This window comes from Mycobacterium hainanense, from assembly GCF_041890355.1.
In the GTDB taxonomy this organism is placed as follows: domain Bacteria; phylum Actinomycetota; class Actinomycetes; order Mycobacteriales; family Mycobacteriaceae; genus Mycobacterium; species Mycobacterium hainanense.
The window spans coordinates 809,993-830,455 of sequence record NZ_CP169059.1 but is presented as its reverse complement, the minus strand read 5'-3'; the positions used below and the strand labels follow the sequence as shown (position 1 = coordinate 830,455).

Sequence of the window (20,463 nt, the reverse complement as noted above, 5' to 3'; positions counted from 1 at the left end):
ACGATAACTTGCCGCCTGCCACATTGGTGCGGCGACGACGCAGTGTGAGCGCCGACACCCGGGTGGTCAGCAGCAGCCAGGGCGGGGGGTTACGCGACAATGTGCGGGTGCGCAAGGTGCTGGTGGCGGCCGCGGCCGTAGGGATCGCCGTGGCCGTCGTGGTGGCCGGCGCGGTCGCCATCGACTATGGGAGCAGCATCTACGCCGAATACCGGCTGTCGTGCAGCGTGCGCAAAGCAGCCGATTTGCGGTCCGACCCGTTCGTGGCGATCGTGGCGTTCCCCTTTATCCCGCAGGCGATGCGCGACCGCTACAACCAGCTGGAGATCAAGGCCAACGCCGTTGACCACGCGACGGTCGGCAAGGCCACCCTCGAAGCCACTATGTACTCCGTCGACCTCAGCCACGCGTCATGGCTGATCGGGCCCGACGCCAAGCTGCCGGTGGGCAAACTGGAGAGCCGCGTCATCATCGACTCGACGCACCTGGGCCGCTACCTGGGCATCAGCGATCTGATGGTCGAGGCGCCGGCCAGGGAAACCAACACCGCCACCGGTGGCGTCACCGCGTCGGGCATCTCCGACAGCCACGGCGTGGTGTTCAGCGGCACCCCGCACTCGGCCAACTTCGAACACCGGGTCAGCGTCTCGGTGGACCTGTCGATCGCCCCGGACGACCAGGCGACGCTGGTGATCACCCCGACGGGCGTCCTGACCGGGGCGGACACCGCGGATCGAACGGTTCCCGACGACAAGCGGGATGCGGTGCTGCGGGCCTTCACCGCCAGGGTGCCCAACCAGCGGCTCCCCTTCGGGGTGGCACCCAAGACCGAGGGGGCGCGCGGCTCCGACCTCATCATCGAGGGCATCAGCTACGGGGTCACGGTCAGCCTCGACGGCTTCAAGCAGTCGTGACCCGCTCGTCGTCGGCGCCCGCGGTATGCGCGGCAACCGCCGCAAATTTGATCACGGTCCGTCATTCGGTAAGCTTGCCGACGTGCTAGCCCGCCTTGAGCCCGTGCTCACCCACCGCCGCGCAGTCGATCTGTGCCGCACCGCGGGCTGTTGCTGTCGCTGTAGCTGCTGAGTCGCCGCGCGCTTTCGCGTAAGCACTCGGAGCAACCCCGGAACGTTACCGAGGCCGTCTCCCGTCGTTCGTTCCCATAGCAACAGGCGTATCCAGGAGTAGTACCGTGCCGAGCAGCAACACCACCGCCCAGCCAGACATCGTCGACGTGCGGGGTCCCAGGTTCGCCGCCTGGGTCACGACCGCGGTCCTGGTGATCACCCTCGCCGTTTCCGCCGTCAGTCCCCTGGCGGCGGCGGTCATTCTGGGCGTGCAAGCCGTCATCTTCGCCATCGGGGCCGTCGGCGGCCCGCGCAAGCACCCGTACGGGCGGATATTTGCCCGCTTCGTGGCGCCCCGCCTGGGGCCCGTCGAGGAACGCGAACCGGTGGCGCCGCTGAAGTTCGCCCAACTCGTGGGCCTGATCTTCGCAATCGTCGGCGTCGTCGCGTTCGCCGCGGGCGCCTTTTTGGTCGGCGTCATCGCCACCGCCGCGGCACTCACCGCCGCCTTCTTGAATGCGGCCTTCGGTATCTGCCTGGGCTGCCAGCTCTACCCGCTGGTCGCGCGCTTCCGAGGCGCCGCGCGCGCCGCTTGACCCGTTTTAAGAAAGCGATCGAAAGGATCACCCCATGGCACGCTCCGACGTCCTGGTCTCCGCGGACTGGGCCGAGAGCAATCTCGACGCCGCCGGTGTCGTCTTCGTGGAAGTCGACGAGGACACCAGCGCATACGACACCGGCCACATCCCCGGCGCTATCAGGCTGGACTGGCGCTCGGATTTGCAAGACCCGGTCAAGCGGGACTTCGTCGACGCGGAGCAATTCTCGAAGTTGCTCAGCGAGCGTGGCGTCGCCAACGACGACACCGTGATCCTCTACGGCGGCAACAACAACTGGTTCGCCGCCTACGCCTACTGGTACTTCAAGCTGTACGGGCACGCCGACGTCAAGCTGCTCGACGGCGGCCGCAAGAAGTGGGAGCTCGACGGGCGCGCGCTGACCCGAGACACCGTCAGCCGGCCGGCCACCTCGTACACCGCGGCCGCGCCCGACAACAGCATCCGCGCGTTCCGCGACGAGGTCATCGCGGCCATCAACACCAAGAACCTGGTCGACGTGCGTTCGCCCGACGAGTTCTCGGGCAAGATTCTGGCGCCGGCGCACCTACCGCAGGAGCAGAGCCAGCGGCCCGGCCACATTCCCGGGGCGATCAACGTGCCGTGGAGCAAGGCCGCCAACGAGGACGGCACGTTCAAGTCCGACGAGGAGCTGGCCAAGTTGTACGCGGACGCCGGCCTGGACGGTGCCAAGGAAACGATCGCGTATTGCCGGATCGGCGAGCGGTCTTCGCATACCTGGTTCGTGCTCCGGGAATTACTCGGCCACAAGAACGTCAAGAACTACGACGGAAGTTGGACGGAATACGGCTCCCTGGTGGGTGCCCCGATCGAGTTGGGAAGCTGATATGTGCTCTGCCCCGAAACAAGGAGTGACGTTGCCCGCCAGCGTCGACTTGGAGAAGGAAACGGTGATCACCGGCCGCGTCGTGGACAGGGATGGCCAGGCGGTGAGCGGCGCGTTCGTCCGCTTGCTCGACTCGTCGGACGAGTTCACCGCGGAGGTCGTCGCGTCGGCCACGGGCGACTTCCGGTTCTTCGCGGCGCCGGGGTCTTGGACGCTGCGCGCACTGTCGGCCTCCGGCAACGGCAGTGCCGTGGTGAGTCCGTCGGGCGCCGGCATCCACGAGGTGGACGTCAAGATCGATTGAGACCCCGGCTGCCCTGACCGGGATCCCGCGCGGCGAATAGACTTGTCCCGTGGTGCTCTTCTTCGAGATCATGCTCGTGGTGGCGGTCGTGGTGATCTCATGGTTCGCGCTGTACACGCTGTACCGGCTTATCACCGACGAATCGTGACCCGCGCCGACGACGATCCAATGGGGGTACCTCCCGCTTGCGGGGGACGCGGCGATGGTGAAGAGTCGCGCACGACCCCTGACGAACCACTGGGTTCTGCGACCTCCGGCGATCGCGCCGTGGCTGCCGCCGCTGAGCGCGCCAAGCTGACCGCCGGCCGCAACATTCCCGCCTTCGACGATCTGCCGCTTCCCGCCGACACCGCCAATTTGCGTGAAGGTGCCAACCTCAACGACGCCTTGTTGGCGCTGCTGCCGCTGGTGGGTGTGTGGCGCGGGCACGGCGAGGGCCGCGGGCATGACGGGGACTACCGGTTCGGCCAGCAGATCGTGGTTTCGCACGACGGCGGCGACTACCTGAATTGGGAGTCCCGCTCGTGGCGGCTCAGCGAGGCGGGCGACTACCAGGAGCGTGGTTTGCGGGAGACCGGGTTCTGGCGTTTCGTCAACGATCCCGACGACCCCAGCGAATCCCAGGCGATCGAGTTGCTGCTGGCCCACTCGGCCGGCTACGTGGAGCTGTTCTATGGCCGGCCGCGCACCCAGTCGTCGTGGGAACTGGTGACCGACGCGCTGGCCCGCAGCCGATCGGGCGTCCTGGTCGGTGGCGCCAAACGGCTCTACGGCATTGTCGAGGGCGGCGACCTGGCCTACGTCGAGGAACGGGTGGATGCCGACGGCGGCCTGGTGCCGCACCTTTCCGCCCGGCTCTCCCGCTACGCCGGATAACCGCCGACCCGTTGCCCGCCTGGGCAACTCGGCGATGCGCGCGGCCCCGGAATCGTTGCCTTCGGCCGATCTTTTGCGTGTACTGTTCGACGTCCGAACAGCCGATACCGCGCGAAGGGAGATCGGCGGATGCCCCCCACCAGGACACCCTCGCCCATCTTGCGCTGGGGCGTAACCGCGGTCGGCCTGCTCCTCATCGTCTATCTGGCCGTTTTGGATCTGCAGCCCGGCATCATCGACGCGCTGCCCCCGGCGCTTTCGTGGTTCGGCCGGCCGGGGTCGATGCCGACGCTGGCGATCGTGGTGACCGTGCTGGTCGCCGCGTCGGTGCTGACCTTCCGCTCGGGCGGAAGCCATCGGATGGTGGGGGTTTCCTTCACTCTGATCGCAGGACTGGTCCCGATGACGGCCGTTCTGGGCCTCACCTCCTACTGGGGTTGCCACGACGCCAACCATCCGGCCTTGTTCACCCCGCTGATGGCGACGGCCAGCCTGGTCAAGGGTGGTACCGGCGACTTCTCGGTGGGCGGCCGAACCTGTCCGAATCCCACGCCGGTCGGCCTGGAGCTGGCCCGCATCGCGGCGCTGTCGGCGATCTTCACCGGGCTGGGCGGCGTCGTCGTCGGCGTCTTCCGATCCCAGGTGGACCGGCTGCGTGCCAACGTGGCCGATTCCGTCACGGCCATCGTCGGTGTCGACGCGGACACGCAGTCGATGATCAGCGCGGTCGCCCGGACGCTGGACCGGCGCGGCACGCTGGTCGTGCTCACCGGCGCCGCCGACGACCGGGTGCAGCGCGCCCGTCGGCAGGGCGCGCGGGTGGTCCTGGTCGACTTCAACAACCCGTCCACGCTGGTGTCGTTGCGGCTGTGGCGCAACCTATCCCGGCTCTACCTGATGGCGCCCGACCCGGCGATCAACCTGCTGTGGCTGGACCTGATCAGCCGTCGGCTCGACGAGGTCGCCCGCAAACGGCGGTTGCCGCTGATCGTGCGGATGGACGACCCGTGGCTGGCCCAGGCCTGGCGGGCCCAACAATTCGGCGGATCGGACACCCGATGGGCGGCCGACGTCGTCGGCAAATACGAGGTGACCGCGGGCAGACTGCTCGACGGCATCATCGCGACCGGCCGAACAAAACGCGTATTCGTCTGCGGCACTTCGCAATTGACACTGGCGCTGTGCGCGGATCTAACGCAGCGCGCGCTGGAGCGCGATTTCTATACCCCGCCCGGCGCGGTACCGTTGCCCGCTCTCACGCTGGTCGAAAAGGACGCCGCGGAGTATTTGGCGGATCACGAGTTCCACCGGCAGCAGGCCGGATTCGCGTCGGAGGGGCCGACGATCGATGCGACCGCGCAAGCACCGACCGTGCCCACCATGCTCAAGCTGATCGGCGACGCCGACCCCACGACCAGCGCCGTGATCTTCGTGGACTCCCACGCCGCGACGACCGCCGCGAGGCTGGCGGCGCGCTTCCCCGAGATGCCCATCTACGCCTCGGACCTGAACACCAGCATCAGCGACGACTCGATCCAGGTGGTCGGGCGGCTGCAGTCCTACTCGTTGGTGCTGGACACCCAGGAGGGCCAGGTGCAGGACGCCTGGGAGCGCGCGGCGAGATTGATCCACGAGCGGTATGTCTCGACGATCGACCCGGAAGCCCCGCGGTCCCCGGCCGCGATGCCCTGGGCCCAGTTGAACGAGTTCTACCGTGGTTCCAACCGGCGTCAGGTGCGCAACGCGCTGTGGATGGTCGAGCAGATCGCGGGGCACACCTGGAACACGTGGGGCAGTCCGCCGGCGCAGCTCTCCGGCCACGAGATGGCGGATCGGCCGCCCTTGGAACAGCTTGCGCTGATGGGCTTCGACCGCGATTCGGCAATGAGCATGGCCCAGGCCGAGCATGAGGATTGGTGCCGCTACTACCGGCGCAACGGCTGGAAATACGGTGCGCCGCGCGACGATTCGCGCAAGATCCACGACAAGCTGGTCGACTGGTCGGCGGTCGAGAGCGATCCAGCCCTACTCAACGCCGCCGTGCGCAGCCTAGCGGGGACGTTGTGGAGCCTGCGCCAGTTGGGCTTCCGGTCGCGGCCGCTGTGGCAATCCTTCACGCGGGTGGGCACGGTGGCCGCCGAACAACGAAGCGCCCCATGGACATGGACGTCGGATTCGGGGCACAGCATGCAGGCCGACGCCGGCGACTGGGCCGTCCAGGAGGACGGCAAGGTGTGGTCGGTGCGCGACGACATCTTCCGGGACACCTACGAGCCCGCCGGCAACGGGCGCTGGCAGCGGAAAGGGCGCGTCCAAGCCCGCCCCGCCTACCCGGGCGAGACCATAAACACTCTGGAAGGCCCGACGACGGCGGCGCAGGGCGACTGGGTGGTCCGCGGATCCACCGGCGAACAATGGCCGGTTCCCGGAGACGAATTCGCCCGCCGCTATGCCGAATTCCACCCGCCCGAGGAGGCTTCAGCGGTGGACGGCGGGCACGGCTGAGTTTTTCTGCGGCGCGGCTTCCGTCGGCTCAGGCGTTGCCACCGCGGGCAAATGGCCGCGAATTTGCGCGGTCCGATACGCCCGGACACTGATACGGTATCGGCGCATGCGCAATAGCCGCGCGCGCCGATACCGCCCGATCGTTTGCTACGCCTCCCGTAGGAGACCGCGATGCCGCTGTTCATCAGCTACTCGAGCCAAGACCGGGCGACGGTCGACGCCCTGACGACCGCGCTACGGCGCGGGCAACAACAAGTTTGGTTCGATCAAGAGCTCGGCGGCGGTGACTCCTGGTGGAACAAAATCCTCGAGCAGATCCGCTCGTGTGACGTGTTCATCGTGGCGCTGTCCAACAACTGGCTCCAGTCCAAGCCCAGTCAGGCCGAGTTGCGGTACGCGAGGGCGCTCAACCGGCCGATCCTTCCGGTTCGGATCGGTGACATCGACAGCATGCGGGTGAATCCCCTTGCCGCGTTGCAGATCATCGACTACCGCGAACCGACCGTCGATGCCGGGATTCAACTCGTGACCGCGGTACACGCCCTGCAGAGCAAGCCGGTGCCGTTGCCCGATCCGCTGCCCGAAGAGCCGCCGGTGCCGTTCGGGTACATCACCCGATTGGGCAATACCCTCGCCGAAAAAGAGCTCAGCCCGCAGCAGCAGACCCAGCTTCTGATCGAGCTGAGGCAGGGATTCGACGAGGACGGGGATGACCCCAGCGCTCGCGGCGACATCGCCCAGCTGCTGCGCATGCTGCGCCTGCGCCACGATGTCACCTACCGGACCCGTACCGAAATCGACAACGTGCTGGCCGAGATCGAGGCCAAGAGCGGTTCGCCGGCGACCGCGGACGGTGGCAAGGCGCAGGCACCGGCGGCGGCCGCGCGACAACCCGCGCCCACGGCGGCCGGCCCGTCGGCCAGCGCCGCGGCACCGGCGTCGGCGGGCGGATCCAACAAGCGCCTGCTCGTCATCGGCGGCGCCGCCGCGGCGGTGATCGCGGTGATCGCGATCGTGGTCGTATTCACCACGCAGGGCGGCAAGACCAAGCCCGCCCCGAAGGCCGGCAGTGGCGCGACGTCGGTTCAGAGCGGCGCGAGCCCGGCTCCGAATGTCCCCACCACGGGCAACGGCGCGAAGCTGGACTCCTATCTGCTCGGCCCCGCCGAAGTCGCCGCCGTAGTGGGCGACCCGAACCTCGTGGTATCCGAGAAAGCCGAACAACTGCGCAACTTGCGGGCGACGCTGTCCAACCCGGACTGCAAGGGCGCATACGAACCCATCGAAGAGTCGGCCTACCGGGGCGCGGACGGCTACACCGCGGTGAGCGCGCAGGCGGTGCACACCGCCGGCGAAAACCCGCCGCATCGGGTCTACGAAGCCGTGACGGAGTTCTCGTCGCCCGAGAAGGCGACCGCGTTCGTGCAGGCATCCGCGGACAAGTGGCGGGCATGCGCAGGGCAGCAGATCACAGTGACCTTCAACGGCAAGAGCAGCGGGTGGATGTTCGGGGACGTCACCGGCACGGTGCCGAGGATCTTCCAGCAGCGCACCGAAGCCGACGGAACGCGGATCTGCCACCACGCGCTGCACGCGGCGTCCAATATTGTCGTCGATCTGTTGCTGTGCGGCCCCGACGCCGAGACCGGTCAGGCGGGCAAGCTCGCCGGGCAGATAGCCGCAAGGGTGAGCCAATAACGGGTGCAGGCATGGAGCGGCCCCCGAGCAAGGCTCCTGGTTGGACAGACCGGAAGCTCGGGGGCCGGGTGACTGCGGGGAATTCGCCAGCGCGCGTAATCGCCGGCTTTTCGCAAGCCACTGCTGCTAGCGCGCAGCCACCTCACATGTCCATGAAGCTATCAATTTCGCGGACCACCTCCCTTCTTGTGTACGGCCGACCGTACCCGCGATTCCGCAAGCCGACAACACAATTCAGCCCTTAGCGATCGCTGACGATCGCCGAGTCGACCAACGCGGCGAATTCCGCGGCCAGCGGAGACCGAGGCAGCGGGCTCCCGTCAAGCGTGTGCACGCGGGCGGCCAACGTCATACTCGACACCAACCAAATGCCTTGCGCGGCATAAAGATCCGCGGGCCGCAGGGCGCGATAGTCGCAGTCGTAGCCCTTGGCCCGCGCCACCTCGAAGAGGGCCTGCTGCGTGGTGCCGCGCAGGATCGGATACCACGGCGGCGGCGTGAGCAGGCACAGGTCCCCACCGACCTCAGTCGCGATCACCACCGTCGAGCGCGGGCCTTCCAGGATGTAGCCGTCCGAGCTGACGAAGATCACATCGCCGGCGCCTTGCCGGGCAGCATGACGCAGGGCGGCCATGTTGACCGCGTAGGACAGGGTCTTGGCGCCGGCGAGCAGCCACGGCATCGCGTCGGCACCGGCCGCGGGCAGTCCGCGGTCCAGTGTCACCGCGGCCAGCCCCTCGCGCCGCACCGCGGCCACCCGTTCGGGGACGGCGTTGACCATCACGTAGGTGGTCGGCACCGTTCCGGCCTCCCGGCCACGGCTGTAGATCAGGCGCATCGCCCCTTCGTCGGCGGTCCGCGCCACCCACTGCCGGGTGGCGGCGTCGATCGCGGCGCGCCAGCTGGGCAGATCCGGTTCGGGCAGGTCCATCAGCCTCGCCGAGTGGGTCAGCCGCTGCAGATGCGACTCGACCAGACACGCCCTGCCGTCGCGGACCAACAGCGTCTCGAAGATGCCGTCGCCGCGAACCGCCGCCAGGTCGTCGGCGTGCAGCAGCGGGGCGTCCGGAGGATGTATCGCGCCGTCCAGCGTGACGATCACACCCGTCTGGCCTGCCATGGGGGTAAAGCCTAGCCGCGGGTGTGCGCCCCGCCGCACGCTCGGCACACCGGGCGCCAGGGTCCGTAGAGTTGACGTGTGTCTGCAGTACCCGCACCCGACGCCGGTCCCGACGCGGGCGCCGTCTGGCATTACGGCGACCCCCTGGGCGAGCAGCGCGCGGCCGAGACCGGAGCGGTCGTGGTGGACCGCTCGCACCGCGCGGTGCTCGCGCTGACCGGCGGCGATCGCCAGAAGTGGCTCCACAGCATCTCCACCCAACACGTCAGCGAGCTGCCCGAGGGCGCCAGCACGGAAAACCTCAGCCTCGACGGGCAGGGCCGCGTCGAAGACCACTGGATCCAAAGCGAACTCGCCGGCACCACCTACCTGGACACCGAGCCGTGGCGGGGCGAGCCGCTACTGGGCTACCTGCGCAAGATGGTCTTCTGGTCGGATGTGAGCCCGGCCGCCGCCGACATGGCGGTGCTGTCGCTGCTCGGACCGCAGCTGGCCGACCGGGCGGTGCTCGACGCGCTGGGCCTGGACGCCCTGCCCGCCGAGTTGGCGGCGGTGCCGGTTCCCGGAGACGGCTTCGTGCGCCGGATGATCGGCACCCCGGCCGGCCAGATCGAACTGGACCTGCTGGTCCCACGAGACCAGGCCCCGAGCCGGCAGCAGCGTCTGGTGCAGGCCGGGCTCCGACCGGCGGGGGTTTGGGCGTACGAGGCACACCGGGCGGCGGCGCTGCGCCCGCGACTGGGCGTCGACACCGATGAGCGGACGATTCCGCATGAGGTTGGGTGGATCGGCGCTGCGGTGCACCTGGACAAGGGCTGCTACCGGGGGCAAGAGACCGTCGCGCGGGTGCACAACCTCGGGAAGCCGCCGCGGATGCTGGTGTTGTTGCACCTCGACGGTTCGGTGGAGCGGCCCTCGACGGGTGATCCGGTGCTCGCCGCCGGGCGCATGGTCGGTCGGCTGGGCACCGTGGTGGACCACGTAGACCTCGGCCCCATCGCCCTCGCACTGCTCAAGCGCGGGGTGCCGGCCGACACCGAACTGGCGACCGGCCCGCAGGCGTCGGTGGCTGCGGTGATCGACGCCGATTCCCTGCCGGCGACGGAACACATCGGTGCGGGACGGCTGGCCGTTGAACGGTTGCGGGGCGGTGCGAGATAATCCTCGATGAAGTCCGCCACAGCGGCAGGGGGCACCGACGCCCGACCGTAAGGCACGGTAAACTGTCGGCAGGACAATAACGACACCAAGAGATCGGAGCCGCCTGATTCGGGCCGCTCCGTTATTGCGCGAGGGGGTTCCCCCATGGGCCGCGGCCGGGCTAAGGCAAAGCAGACCAAGGTTGCTCGAGAACTCAAATACAGTTCCCCGCAAACCGACTTCACGCGGCTTCAGCGCGAGTTGTCAGGAACGGGTGCCGACAATTCCACGGAGCTGGAGGACGACGGCGTCGGTGACTCTTGGGAAGACAGCGACGACTGGCGCCGATAGACAGTGACGTCGCTGCGCCGGTGTAATCCGCTTAGGCACGGCGCCGGTTTAGCTCTCGACCTCTAAAAACGCGGGTGCTGCCCGACGAGCTTTGCCCGCGGGCCCTCTTTACCGCCTTTGCAGACGGTGCCCAGGACCCAGCAGTCCAGGTGCCGGGCCGTCAGGATCGCCAAGGCCCGGTCAGTGTCCTCGGGGGCGACGACGGCGACCATGCCGACGCCCATGTTGAATGTCTTCTCCATCTCTTCGCGCGTGACCCGACCGCGCTGGGCGATCATGGCGAACACCGGTGCGGGCGTCCAGGTTCCGCGGTCGATCTCGGCGACCAGGCCATGCGGGATGACGCGTTGCAGGTTGCCGCCCAGCCCGCCGCCGGTGACGTGGCAGAACGTGCGGACATGGGTCTCGGCCGTCAGCGCCAGGCAGTCTTTGGCGTAGATCCGGGTGGGCTCCAACAGCTCCTCACCCAGGGTGCGGCCGAACTCCTCGACATAACCTGCCAGGTTCATCCGGTCGATCTCGAGCAGCACGGTGCGGGCCAACGAGTACCCGTTGGAATGCAGGCCCGAAGAGCCCATCGCGATGATGGTGTCGCCGGGTTTGACGCGCTCAGGGCCCAACACGTCGTCGGCCTCGACGACGCCCACGCCGGTCGCCGAGATGTCGTAGTGGTCCGGTTCCATCAGACCGGGGTGCTCGGCGGTTTCGCCGCCGAGCAAAGCGCAGCCGGCGCGCACGCACCCCTCTGCGATGCCCGCGACGATCGCGCTGAGGCGTTCGGGCACGGTCCGGCCCACCGCGATGTAGTCCTGCAGGAACAGCGGTTCGGCGCCGCAGACGACCAGGTCATCCACCACCATCGCGACCAGGTCCAGGCCGACGGTGTCGTGCTTGTCCATCGCCTGGGCCACCGCCAGCTTGGTGCCCACGCCATCGGTGGACGCCGCGAGCAGCGGTTCGCGGTAGTCGTTGCGCAGCGCGAACAACCCCGCGAACCCGCCGAGGCCGCCCCGTACCTCGGGTCTGGTGGCCCGCGTCGCCAGCGGCTTGAACATCTCAACGGCTCGGTCGCCGGCTTCGATGTCCACCCCGGCCGACGCGTAGGTAATGCCGTGGCTGCCCGGGTTTCGTCCGGGGCTTTTTCCGGGATCCGTCATCGCGATAAAGGCTACCGGGCGCCGCCGACCGCCGTTATCAAACGTCGTGGAAGGGCCGGTCGGAAGGCCGTCAGTGGACGATCGGCACTTCGTCGGGAGCCAGCTCGTCGAGCCCGGCCCCCCGCGCGGCGTTGGCGAGCATGTGCTCGATGACGTTCTTGCCCAAGGCCGTCTCCTCCGGCAGTTCGATCGGGTACTTGCCGTCGAAGCAGGCGGTGCAGAGCCGCGACGCGGGTTGTTCGGATGCCGCGACCAGCCCGCGCAGCGAGATGTAGCCGAGCGTGTCGGCGCCGATGGCGTGCCGCACCGCTTCGAGCATTTCCTCTTTGTCTTGCACGGCATTGGCGATCAACTCCGCCGGGGAGGGGAAGTCGATGCCATAGAAGCAGGGCCATTTCACCGGCGGCGACGCAATTCGCACGTGCACTTCGACGGCGCCGGCCTCGCGCAGCATCCGCAACAGCGCGCGCTGGGTGTTGCCGCGCACGATCGAGTCGTCGACGACAATGAGTCGCTTGCCGCGGATGACCTCGCGAAGTGGGTTGAGTTTCAGCCGGATGCCGAGCTGGCGGATGGTTTGGGACGGCTGGATGAAGGTTCGCCCGACGTAGGCGTTCTTCATCAGGCCCTGGCCGTAAGGAATGCCGGACTCCTGCGCGTATCCGACCGCGGCGGGGGTGCCCGACTCCGGGACCCCGATCACCAGGTCGGCGTCGACCGGGCATTCACGCGCCAACCGGCGACCGATCTCCACCCGGGTGGCGTGCACGGACCGGCCCGCGATCGTGCTGTCCGGGCGCGCCAGGTAGACGTACTCGAAGACGCAGCCCTTCGGGGTGGGGTTGGCGAATCGGGTGGAGCGCACGCCGTCGGCGTCGATCGCCAGCAATTCACCGGGCTCGATGTCGCGGACGAACGAGGCGCCGACGATGTCGAGAGCGGCCGTTTCGGAGGCCACCACCCAGCCGCGGTCGAGGCGTCCGAGCGAAAGTGGGCGCACGCCATGGGGATCGCGTGCGGCATACAGCGTGTTCTCGTCCATGAACGTCAGGCAGAACGCGCCGCGCACGGTCGGCAGTAGCTCGAGCGCGGACTGCTCGAGGGTGGAATCCGCGGCGCCGTGGGCCAGCAGGGCGCCCAGGATGTCGGAGTCCGTCGTCGCCGGGGCGGGGCAACGCCGGGCGATCAGCCCCGCGTCGCGGGCGCGGGCCGCAAGCTCGGCGGTGTTGACCAGATTGCCGTTGTGCCCCAGCGCAACGCCCGTGCCGGCGGCGGTGTTGCGGAACACCGGCTGGGCGTTCTCCCACGTGGTGTCACCCGTGGTGGAGTAGCGGCAATGCCCGATCGCGACGTGGCCCGGCATCGCCGCGAGGGTCTGCTCGTCGAACACCTGACTGACCAGACCGAGGTCCTTGAAGACGAGGACCTGGGACCCGTCGGCGACGGCGATACCGGCGGCTTCCTGACCGCGATGCTGCAGGGCGTACAAGCCGTAATAGCTGAGTTTTGCGACATCCTCGCCCGGGGCCCAGACCCCAAAAACACCACACTCTTCACGGGGCGAGTTCAGGTCCTGCTCGGGTGCTTCGGCTCCTGCGACGGTCACGATTGGGCGGCTCCCCGGGGAACGGTTGGTGACGTAACGGAGTCTACGGGTCCGACGCCGTCGACTGCGAATTAACAGCGCGTGTTGCGTGCCGAAAATTCCCCCACCCGACCCTAAACCTGCAGTTCAGGGTTATTATTCAGCTGACATCGAACAGGGGCAGACAGTGTTCGATCTCACCTGCGCGAGAGCCGGAAAGGCTCAGCGCACCGGCGTCCTTCGCCCCTGGGAACGACACCATCCCGGTCACCAGCAGCAGCCACGTTCGCGGATCGGTCTCCACCACGTTCGGGGGCGTACCGCGGGTATGCCTGGGTCCCGCGATGCATTGAACCGCGACGAACGGCGGGATCCGCACCTCGACGCTGGCCCCCGGCGCCACCGCGGCCAGGGTGCGTGCCGTGAGCCGCACGGCGGCGCCGAGACTCTCGCGGTCGGGAGCGGGTCCGGACGCGTCGCGCAACCAGTCCGCGACGGCCAACACGGCCTGCCGGGTCTTTGCCGGATCGGCCTTTTGACGGGCGGCCATACCCTAGGGTCTCAAACTCATGGAGCGTCGTCGCTTCCGGCGCGGGCCACCGTACAAGTCCGTTGGCCTCGTGACGCTCGTCATCACGGGGTTGGTCGGGGCGATGCTGTATCTGCAGTTTCGCGGCGAGCTCACGCCGACAACGAGACTGATGATGGTGGCTCCCCGGGCCGGCCTGGTGTTGGACCCCGGCTCCAAGGTCACCTACAACGGCGTCCAGATCGGCCGCGTGGCCGGCATTTCCGAGATCACCCGCGACGGCAGGCCGGCCGCCGAGGTGACGCTGGATATCGCCCCCAGGTACCTCAAGCTGATCCCGGCCAACGCGGCGGCCACGGTCAAGGCGACCACGGTATTCGGCAACAAGTACGTCGCGTTGACGTCGCCACCCAAGCCCGCGGACCAATCGATCACGCCGTCGACCGTGATCGACGCGACCGCGGTCACCACCGAGTTCAACACCGTCTTCGAGACGCTCACCTCGATCACGGAGAAGGTGGATCCGGTCAAGGTCAACCTGACGCTCAGCGCGGCGGCGCAGGCGCTGTCCGGATTGGGCGGACAGTTCGGCGCCTCTTTGGTCAACGGCAACGCGGTCCTCGACGACCTAAACCCGCGGATGCCCGCGATCCGCACCGACGTCGCGCGCTTGGCCGCCCTCGGTGAGAAGTACGCCAGCGCCTCGCCAGACCTCTGGGACGCCCTCGACCACGCGGTGACCGCGGCACGCACGCTGAACCGGCAGCAAGCCGATCTGGACGCGGCGCTGCTGGCGGCGGCCGGGCTGGGCGCCACGGGCGCCGACGTTTTCGGGGGCGGCGGCCCCTACCTCGCGCGCGGCGCCGTCGATCTGGTCAACCCCAGCCAGCTGCTCGATGAGTACAGCCCGGAAATCTTCTGCACCATACGGAATTTCGCCGATGTTGGGCCCAGGATCCACAACGCGCTCGGCGACAACGGCTATTCGCTCGGCGCCCACGCGGCCGGCGGCATCACCGGGGCGCCAAGCCCGTACATCTGGCCGGAGAACCTGCCCCGAACCAACGCCCGGGGCGGTCCCGGCGGCCGGCCGGGCTGTTGGCAGACGATTACCCGGGAACTGTGGCCGGCCCCGCTCCTGGTGATGGACACCGGCGCGAGCATGGCTCCCTACAACCACTTCGAGCTCGGCTCCCCACTTTTCACCGAGCACGTGTGGGGCCGGCAGCTGGGTGACTACACCATCAACCCGTGACGGCGCACGCCCAGTGCCGCGATCGCACCGGCCTCGTTGATGGCCAAGTGCACCAGCATCGGCGCGGCCACGCTGCCGGAACGGTCTGCGAGCCAACCGAAGAGCCAGCCCGCGACGCCCGTCACCAACACGGTGCCCAGCACCGACTCGCCCTCCGCCCGCGCATCCGCGACATGGGAGAGCCCAAAGCTCGCCGCCTGCAACAACCTTGCGCCGGACCTACCGTAGACACCGGAAGCGGCGGAGGTGAGCGCCGCGCGGAAGGCGGCCTCCTCGGCCCATACCGTGCCGACGGGGATGCGCACCAGCAGCCAGCCGGCCACCGACCCGATGGGCTCCCGGCGGGCCATGGACGACCGCACCCGCGGGACCGCCGTCGTCGCGGCGATCGCGCTCGCCACGACCGCGCCGGCCGCGGACCCCAACCGCAGTCCCGCCCACAGCCGCGGCGGAGACAGGCCCAGCGGGGAACGCGTCACAACCACCAGCACCCCGCCCGCCGCGGCCTGGATCGCCACTCGCCATGCCGTGGGCAGCCGGGGCCCGACGAAGCTCCAGCCCACCAGGGCGGCGGCCAACGACAACGGACGTGCGCGACGGAAACCGCTCTCGCCCACCAGGAATTGCCGCTTCGACTCAGCCGAAGAGGCCCGGCAGCACCGCCTCGGACGTCCCGCGCAGTTCGGCCAGCGACACGGTGAACAGGCCCTGCACCTCCACCGCGTCCGAGGCCTGATCGACGACGCCGATGCGCGCCGCCGGTAGCCCGCGCGCCTCACACATCGCCCGGAACCGGCTCTCCTCGGTGCGCGGCACCGCGACCAGGACCCGGCCCGCCGATTCCGAGAACAACGTCACGAACGGATCGGCGCCCTCGGGAAGTACGATGCGGCAACCGGTTTCACCCGCGAGCGCCGCCTCCACGATGGCCTGCGCGAGGCCGCCTTCGGACAGGTCGTGCGCGGCGGACACCAGCCCGTCGCGCGACGCCGCGCTCAGCACTTCGGCCAGCAGCTTTTCGCGCGCCAGGTCGACCGCGGGCGGCACCCCGCCCAGGTGGTCGGCGCTCACCTGCGCCCAGACGGAACCGTCGAATTCGTCGCGGGTATCGCCCAGCAGCATCAGGGTCTCGCCAGGCTCGCCACCCAGGCCCGTCGGAATGCGCCGGGCCACATCGTCGAGGACGCCGAGCACACCGACCACCGGCGTGGGCAGAATCGCCGAAGATCCGGTCTGGTTGTAAAAGCTGACGTTGCCGCCGGTCACCGGAATGCCAAGGGCGGCACAACCGTCGGCCAGCCCCCGCACCGCCTGCGAGAACTGCCACATCACCCCGGGATCTTCCGGGGAGCCGAAGTTGAGGCAGTTGGTGACCGCGACGGGGGTCGCGCCCGTGACGGCGACGTTGCGGTAGGCCTCGGCCAGGGCCAGTTGGGCTCCGACATAAGGATCCAGCAGGGTGTAACGACCCGACGCATCGGTCGACAGCGCAATGCCCCGGCCCGTGGCCTCGTCGACGCGAAGCACGCCGCCGTCGGCATGCTCGGCCAGCACGGTGTTGCCGCGCACGTAGCGGTCGTATTGTTCGGTGATGAACGCGCGGCTGCACAGGTGCGGGCTGCCCAGCAGCGCAAGCAAAGTCGCGCGCAGCTCCTCCCCCGTCTTCGGCCGCGGCAGGCTCGTCGACCGGTCCGCGTTCAGCGCATCCTGCGAATCGGGGCGCGCGACCGGCCGCTGATACACCGGCCCCTCGTGCGCCACCGTGCGCGGGGGCACGTCGACGACGGTCTCGCCACGCCACGTGATCCGCAACCGGTCGCCGTCGGTGACCTCGCCGATCACCGTCGCCAGCACGTCCCACTTGCGGCACACCGCCAGAAACGCGTCCACGTTCTCCGGAGCGACCACGGCGCACATCCGCTCCTGCGACTCGCTGCAGAGCACCTCGGCGGGCGTCATGTCCTTAGCACGCAGCGGGACGGTGTCGAGCTCGATCGCCATCCCGCCGTCGCCGGCCGACGCGAGTTCTGAAGTGGCACATGACAATCCTGCACCGCCGAGGTCCTGGATGCCGATCACCAGGCCACCCGCATACAGCTCGAGGCAGCACTCGATGAGCACTTTCTCCATAAAGGGGTCGCCCACTTGCACCGAAGGCAACTTCTTGCGGGATCCCTCGCTGTCGAACGTGTCCGACGCCAGCACCGACACCCCGCCGATACCGTCCAGACCGGTACGCGCACCGAACAGGATGATCTTGTTCCCAGCGCCCGAAGCGAACGCCAGGTGCAAATCCTCCTGGCGCAAGACGCCCACACACAATGCGTTTACCAACGGATTGCCGGCGTAGCACGCGTCGAAGACGGTCTCGCCGCCGATGTTGGGCAGCCCCAGCGAGTTGCCGTAGCCGCCGATGCCGCGGACCACTCCGTCGACCACCCGGCGCGTGTCGGGTGCGTCGGCGGCGCCGAACCGAAGCTGGTCCATCACCGCGACCGGCCGCGCGCCCATTGCCATGATGTCGCGGACGATGCCGCCGACACCGGTCGCCGCGCCCTGGTAGGGCTCGACGTAAGAAGGGTGATTGTGCGATTCCACCTTGAAGGTGACGGCCCAGCCGTCGCCGATGTCGACCACGCCGGCGTTCTCGCCGATGCCGGCGAGCATGCCGGCGCGCATCTCGTCGGTGGTGGTCTCGCCGAAGTAGCGCAGGTGCACCTTGGACGACTTGTAGGAGCAGTGCTCACTCCACATCACCGAGTACATCGCCAGCTCGGTGTCGGTGGGTCGGCGGCCCAGGATCTCTCGGATTCGCTGGTACTCGTCGTCTTTAAGGCCCAGCTCGGCGAAGGGCTGCGGCTGGTCGGGGCTGGCAGCGGCGCGCTCGACGGTGTCGATCGCCTGGGTGCGGGCGCTCGTCCCGGGGACTGTCACGCCAGACAGTCTAGGGCGGCCCTCCGGTCACCGTCGGGTCGCCGTGGAGGCTACTGGCCGGCCACGCAGAAGACGTTGCCCTCGGGGTCGGCCAGCACCACCCAGCGGAAATTGTCGCCGAACTTGTGCCGGCCGATCTCGGTGGCACCGGCGGCCGTCAGCCGAGAGGCCTCGGCGTCCACGTCGGCGGGACCGAAGTCCAGGTGCACGCGGTTCTTGCCGGGGGTGGGATCGGGCACCTTCTGGAACCCGAGCCGCGGTCCGTCCGGCAATCTCACCACAGTGAACTCGCCGGCGAGCAACTCCTGCGTCGTACCGCCGAACTGCTCGGCCCACCAGCCGCCCAGCCGCGCGGGATCGCTGCAGTCGAAAGTGATCATCTCCACGTTGAGCGCCATACCGCCAGACCTTAGGCCTCGACTCGCTCCGGCGAAAGCAACGCCCGCATCGCCCCCCGGTCAGGACTTAGCCGTTAACCGACGGTCATGAAGTCGGCCATCATGGCCATGTCTTCGTGTTCGAGGTTATGGCAGTGCAGAAGGTAAGAACCGGTGTAGTCGGTGAACCGGGTGAGGACTTCAACGGCTTCGGCCGGGCGCACGTCGACGGTGTCCTTCCATCCCATGTCGAACCCGCGCGGTGCGCGGTTGTTGCGGGAGAGCACCCGAAAGGAATTCAGGTGCACGTGAACGGGATGGTGGAACTCGGTGATGAACCGCCAGATTTCTATGGTGCCGAGCTTAGGGCGGGCCAACGGCCGGCCCGGCTGATAGGACAGGTCGTTGATTGTCCATACGCCGTTTCTGCCCAGGCGGAAGAGGAACGTTCGCGTGGCCGCGGCGAGACGCGGGTCGAGGTCTGGGACGCTTCCGCTGAGCCGGTCGGGGATGGCCGAATCGTCGAAACGGTCGGCTCCGACGATGTCGAATCGCATGACCTCGGCGGCGCTTTCGGTGCCCAACCGGTTGAGCAACCGCACCCGTGTTCCCGCCGGGTAGCGGCTGAAGTCGACAACGACATCGAATCGTTCGGCCGGAGCGATGTCGATGAAGTCGTGGCCTACGGGTCGGGCGAGTAATCCGCCGTCGCTGCCGATCTGCACCAGCGCGGAACCGCCGGACGGTTGCGGGTCCAGCTGCAGCCGGTAGCGGCGGGCGTTGGATGCGTTCAGGAGCCGCAGGCGGTAACGGGCGGGATCGGTGGACAGCACCGGCCATGGCGCACCGTTGACGAGGATGACGTCGCCGAGGACGCCATTCATGTAGTCACCGGTCGCTCCGCCGCCGTCGGCGGCCGGGTAGCGGAAGCAGCCATCGGCGGCGAACGCGCGGTCGGTGATCATCAGCGGGATGTCCCGCCGGCCGCGTGGCAGCGGCAACGCGTCTTCCTCGTCGTCGTGGACCAAGTGGAATCCGGCCAGGCCGCGCCACACCGCGGCGCCGGTGTAACCCATGCGGTGATCGTGGTACCACAACGTGGCGGCCCGTTGATTCATCGGATAGACGTATTCGCGCTCTCCGACAACGCTGTTGCGCGCCATGGCTTCAGCCCCGGACCGGACGCCCGGCGGCAGGATGAAGTCGGTCGGGTACCCGTCGTGGGCTTCTGGTGTGTGGCCGCCATGTAGATGCACCACAACAGGCACGGGCAGGGCGTTGCGGTGCCGCACGATGGTGCGTCGACCGGACCGTGAAGTAATCGTGGGGCCGGGAAAGCTCGTGTTGTAAGTCCATGCCGCCGTGGGCAGCTCGGGCAGTATGCGTAATTGCGTGGTCTGCTGGGTGATCTCGTAGTAGTCGGCGTGGGCGTCGGTGTGAACCGGCGTCAATTGTTCCGGGATCGGCAAGGGGACTTGATAACGCTCCGGCAACCGGGTCTGACTGCGTATCAGCCGTCCTGACTCGGCGGAGCCCAGCAGTGCGCCGGCCAGCGGCCAGCCGGCGCCGACGAAACCGACGCCCGCCGCGGCAGCGCCGAGCCGCAACGCGCCGCGCCGATTCATCGGAGCACGTCCTGCTGTGCCGAGCGCGGGCGCGGGGCCACCGGCAGCCGCCACACCGACGCGGTCAGCTGGGAGATTCCGACGATCAACAGCACTCCGAGCGGAACGTGTAAGCCCGTCAGCCGCAATTCCCCCGATGCGAACTCGGCGACGAAGAGGACGGTCACGAGCGCCCCGACCGCTATCGGCCATCGCGGACCGCCCGTCCTGTTCACGATCACCAACACCAGGACCTGAACGACGGAAAGCATCGTGGTCACCTTCGCGCCGACTGAGTGCAGCATCAGCGCGTCGTATCGCCCGCCCAGAAAACTGCCGGCGAATGCGGCTTGAAGCAGCGCCAGCAATGCCAACGTCGCGCTGGTGGCACGGGCGATCACACGGGGCCAACGCGGGCCGTACCAGTCATCCGCCGCCATCGATCCTCCTCGTCGAGATTGCCCACTCAGGAGATGACGACGAGACGACGCGTCGAA

Annotated in this window: 20 protein-coding genes; 11 read left to right on the top strand and 9 right to left on the bottom strand. The window is 68.4% G+C overall.

Annotated elements, in window-relative coordinates:
* Window positions 1-101: 101 nt before the first annotated feature.
* From lmeA to ACEL92_RS03905, 8 genes are all read left to right on the top strand, one after another.
* On the top strand, window positions 102-914 hold the full coding sequence (gene lmeA / locus ACEL92_RS03940) for a mannan chain length control protein LmeA (RefSeq protein ID WP_374026070.1): 813 nt from the start codon (window positions 102-104) through the stop codon (window positions 912-914).
* Between the two features lie 25 nt (window positions 915-939).
* Window positions 940-1,086, top strand: coding sequence for an Ms5788A family Cys-rich leader peptide (locus ACEL92_RS03935; protein ID WP_374024335.1), 147 nt, complete (start codon window positions 940-942; stop codon window positions 1,084-1,086).
* Window positions 1,087-1,192: 106 nt separating this feature from the next.
* A complete protein-coding gene (locus ACEL92_RS03930) occupies window positions 1,193-1,663 on the top strand; it encodes a DUF4395 domain-containing protein (RefSeq protein ID WP_374024334.1) in 471 nt (156 codons plus the stop codon).
* A 34-nt stretch (window positions 1,664-1,697) separates the two neighbouring features.
* Window positions 1,698-2,531: a sulfurtransferase gene (locus tag ACEL92_RS03925; protein WP_374024333.1), complete on the top strand. Its 834-nt coding sequence runs from the start codon at window positions 1,698-1,700 to the stop codon at window positions 2,529-2,531.
* Between the two features lies 1 nt (window position 2,532).
* A complete protein-coding gene (locus tag ACEL92_RS03920) occupies window positions 2,533-2,835 on the top strand; it encodes a DUF1416 domain-containing protein (RefSeq protein WP_374024332.1) in 303 nt (100 codons plus the stop codon).
* A gap of 168 nt (window positions 2,836-3,003) precedes the next feature.
* A complete protein-coding gene (locus ACEL92_RS03915) occupies window positions 3,004-3,711 on the top strand; it encodes an FABP family protein (protein ID WP_374024331.1) in 708 nt (235 codons plus the stop codon).
* A gap of 129 nt (window positions 3,712-3,840) precedes the next feature.
* On the top strand, window positions 3,841-6,216 hold the full coding sequence (locus ACEL92_RS03910) for a hypothetical protein (protein ID WP_374024330.1): 2,376 nt from the start codon (window positions 3,841-3,843) through the stop codon (window positions 6,214-6,216).
* Window positions 6,217-6,387: 171 nt separating this feature from the next.
* Window positions 6,388-7,914 (top strand): sensor domain-containing protein, encoded by a 1,527-nt coding sequence (locus ACEL92_RS03905; protein ID WP_374024329.1) that lies wholly within the window; start codon window positions 6,388-6,390, stop codon window positions 7,912-7,914.
* 241 nt (window positions 7,915-8,155) lie between these two features.
* Here ACEL92_RS03905 and ACEL92_RS03900 read toward each other — a convergent pair whose 3' ends face one another.
* Entirely contained in the window at window positions 8,156-9,016 is an 861-nt protein-coding gene (locus ACEL92_RS03900) for an aminodeoxychorismate lyase (protein WP_374026069.1), read from the bottom strand.
* Between the two features lie 96 nt (window positions 9,017-9,112).
* On the opposite strand from ACEL92_RS03900, the gene ACEL92_RS03895 reads away from it, so the two are divergent.
* Entirely contained in the window at window positions 9,113-10,195 is a 1,083-nt protein-coding gene (locus ACEL92_RS03895; RefSeq protein ID WP_374024328.1) for a folate-binding protein YgfZ, read from the top strand.
* A gap of 144 nt (window positions 10,196-10,339) precedes the next feature.
* A complete protein-coding gene (locus tag ACEL92_RS03890; RefSeq protein ID WP_374024327.1) occupies window positions 10,340-10,525 on the top strand; it encodes a DUF3073 domain-containing protein in 186 nt (61 codons plus the stop codon).
* Between the two features lie 62 nt (window positions 10,526-10,587).
* On the opposite strand, the gene purM is transcribed toward ACEL92_RS03890, so the two are convergent.
* The 3 genes from purM to ACEL92_RS03875 all read right to left on the bottom strand — a co-directional run bounded on the left by purM (window position 10,588) and on the right by ACEL92_RS03875 (window position 13,817).
* Complete coding sequence (gene purM / locus ACEL92_RS03885) at window positions 10,588-11,682, bottom strand: phosphoribosylformylglycinamidine cyclo-ligase (protein ID WP_374024326.1); 1,095 nt, start codon at window positions 11,680-11,682, stop codon at window positions 10,588-10,590.
* 70 nt (window positions 11,683-11,752) lie between these two features.
* On the bottom strand, window positions 11,753-13,288 hold the full coding sequence (purF, locus tag ACEL92_RS03880) for an amidophosphoribosyltransferase (RefSeq protein ID WP_374024325.1): 1,536 nt from the start codon (window positions 13,286-13,288) through the stop codon (window positions 11,753-11,755).
* A gap of 139 nt (window positions 13,289-13,427) precedes the next feature.
* Window positions 13,428-13,817 (bottom strand): sterol carrier family protein, encoded by a 390-nt coding sequence (locus ACEL92_RS03875; protein WP_374024324.1) that lies wholly within the window; start codon window positions 13,815-13,817, stop codon window positions 13,428-13,430.
* A 19-nt stretch (window positions 13,818-13,836) separates the two neighbouring features.
* On the opposite strand from ACEL92_RS03875, the gene ACEL92_RS03870 reads away from it, so the two are divergent.
* Window positions 13,837-15,051, top strand: a complete 1,215-nt coding sequence (locus tag ACEL92_RS03870; RefSeq protein ID WP_374024323.1) for an MCE family protein — start codon at window positions 13,837-13,839, stop codon at window positions 15,049-15,051.
* Here ACEL92_RS03870 and ACEL92_RS03865 read toward each other — a convergent pair.
* The 5 genes from ACEL92_RS03865 to ACEL92_RS03845 form a co-directional block, all read right to left on the bottom strand.
* Window positions 15,033-15,668: a CPBP family intramembrane glutamic endopeptidase gene (locus ACEL92_RS03865; RefSeq protein ID WP_374024322.1), complete on the bottom strand. Its 636-nt coding sequence runs from the start codon at window positions 15,666-15,668 to the stop codon at window positions 15,033-15,035. The two genes, ACEL92_RS03870 and ACEL92_RS03865, sit on opposite strands and share 19 nt — an antisense overlap.
* 19 nt (window positions 15,669-15,687) lie before the next feature.
* Window positions 15,688-17,985, bottom strand: a complete 2,298-nt coding sequence (gene purL / locus ACEL92_RS03860; RefSeq protein ID WP_374024321.1) for a phosphoribosylformylglycinamidine synthase subunit PurL — start codon at window positions 17,983-17,985, stop codon at window positions 15,688-15,690.
* Between the two features lie 50 nt (window positions 17,986-18,035).
* Entirely contained in the window at window positions 18,036-18,383 is a 348-nt protein-coding gene (locus ACEL92_RS03855) for a VOC family protein (RefSeq protein ID WP_374024320.1), read from the bottom strand.
* Window positions 18,384-18,457: 74 nt separating this feature from the next.
* The gene (locus ACEL92_RS03850; RefSeq protein WP_374024319.1) at window positions 18,458-19,987 is read right to left on the bottom strand and encodes a multicopper oxidase family protein; all 1,530 of its coding nucleotides are present in this window, start codon (window positions 19,985-19,987) and stop codon (window positions 18,458-18,460) included.
* On the bottom strand, window positions 19,984-20,406 hold the full coding sequence (locus ACEL92_RS03845; RefSeq protein WP_374024318.1) for a hypothetical protein: 423 nt from the start codon (window positions 20,404-20,406) through the stop codon (window positions 19,984-19,986). Before ACEL92_RS03845 ends, ACEL92_RS03850 begins: the two co-directional genes overlap by 4 nt.
* Window positions 20,407-20,463: the final 57 nt, after the last annotated feature.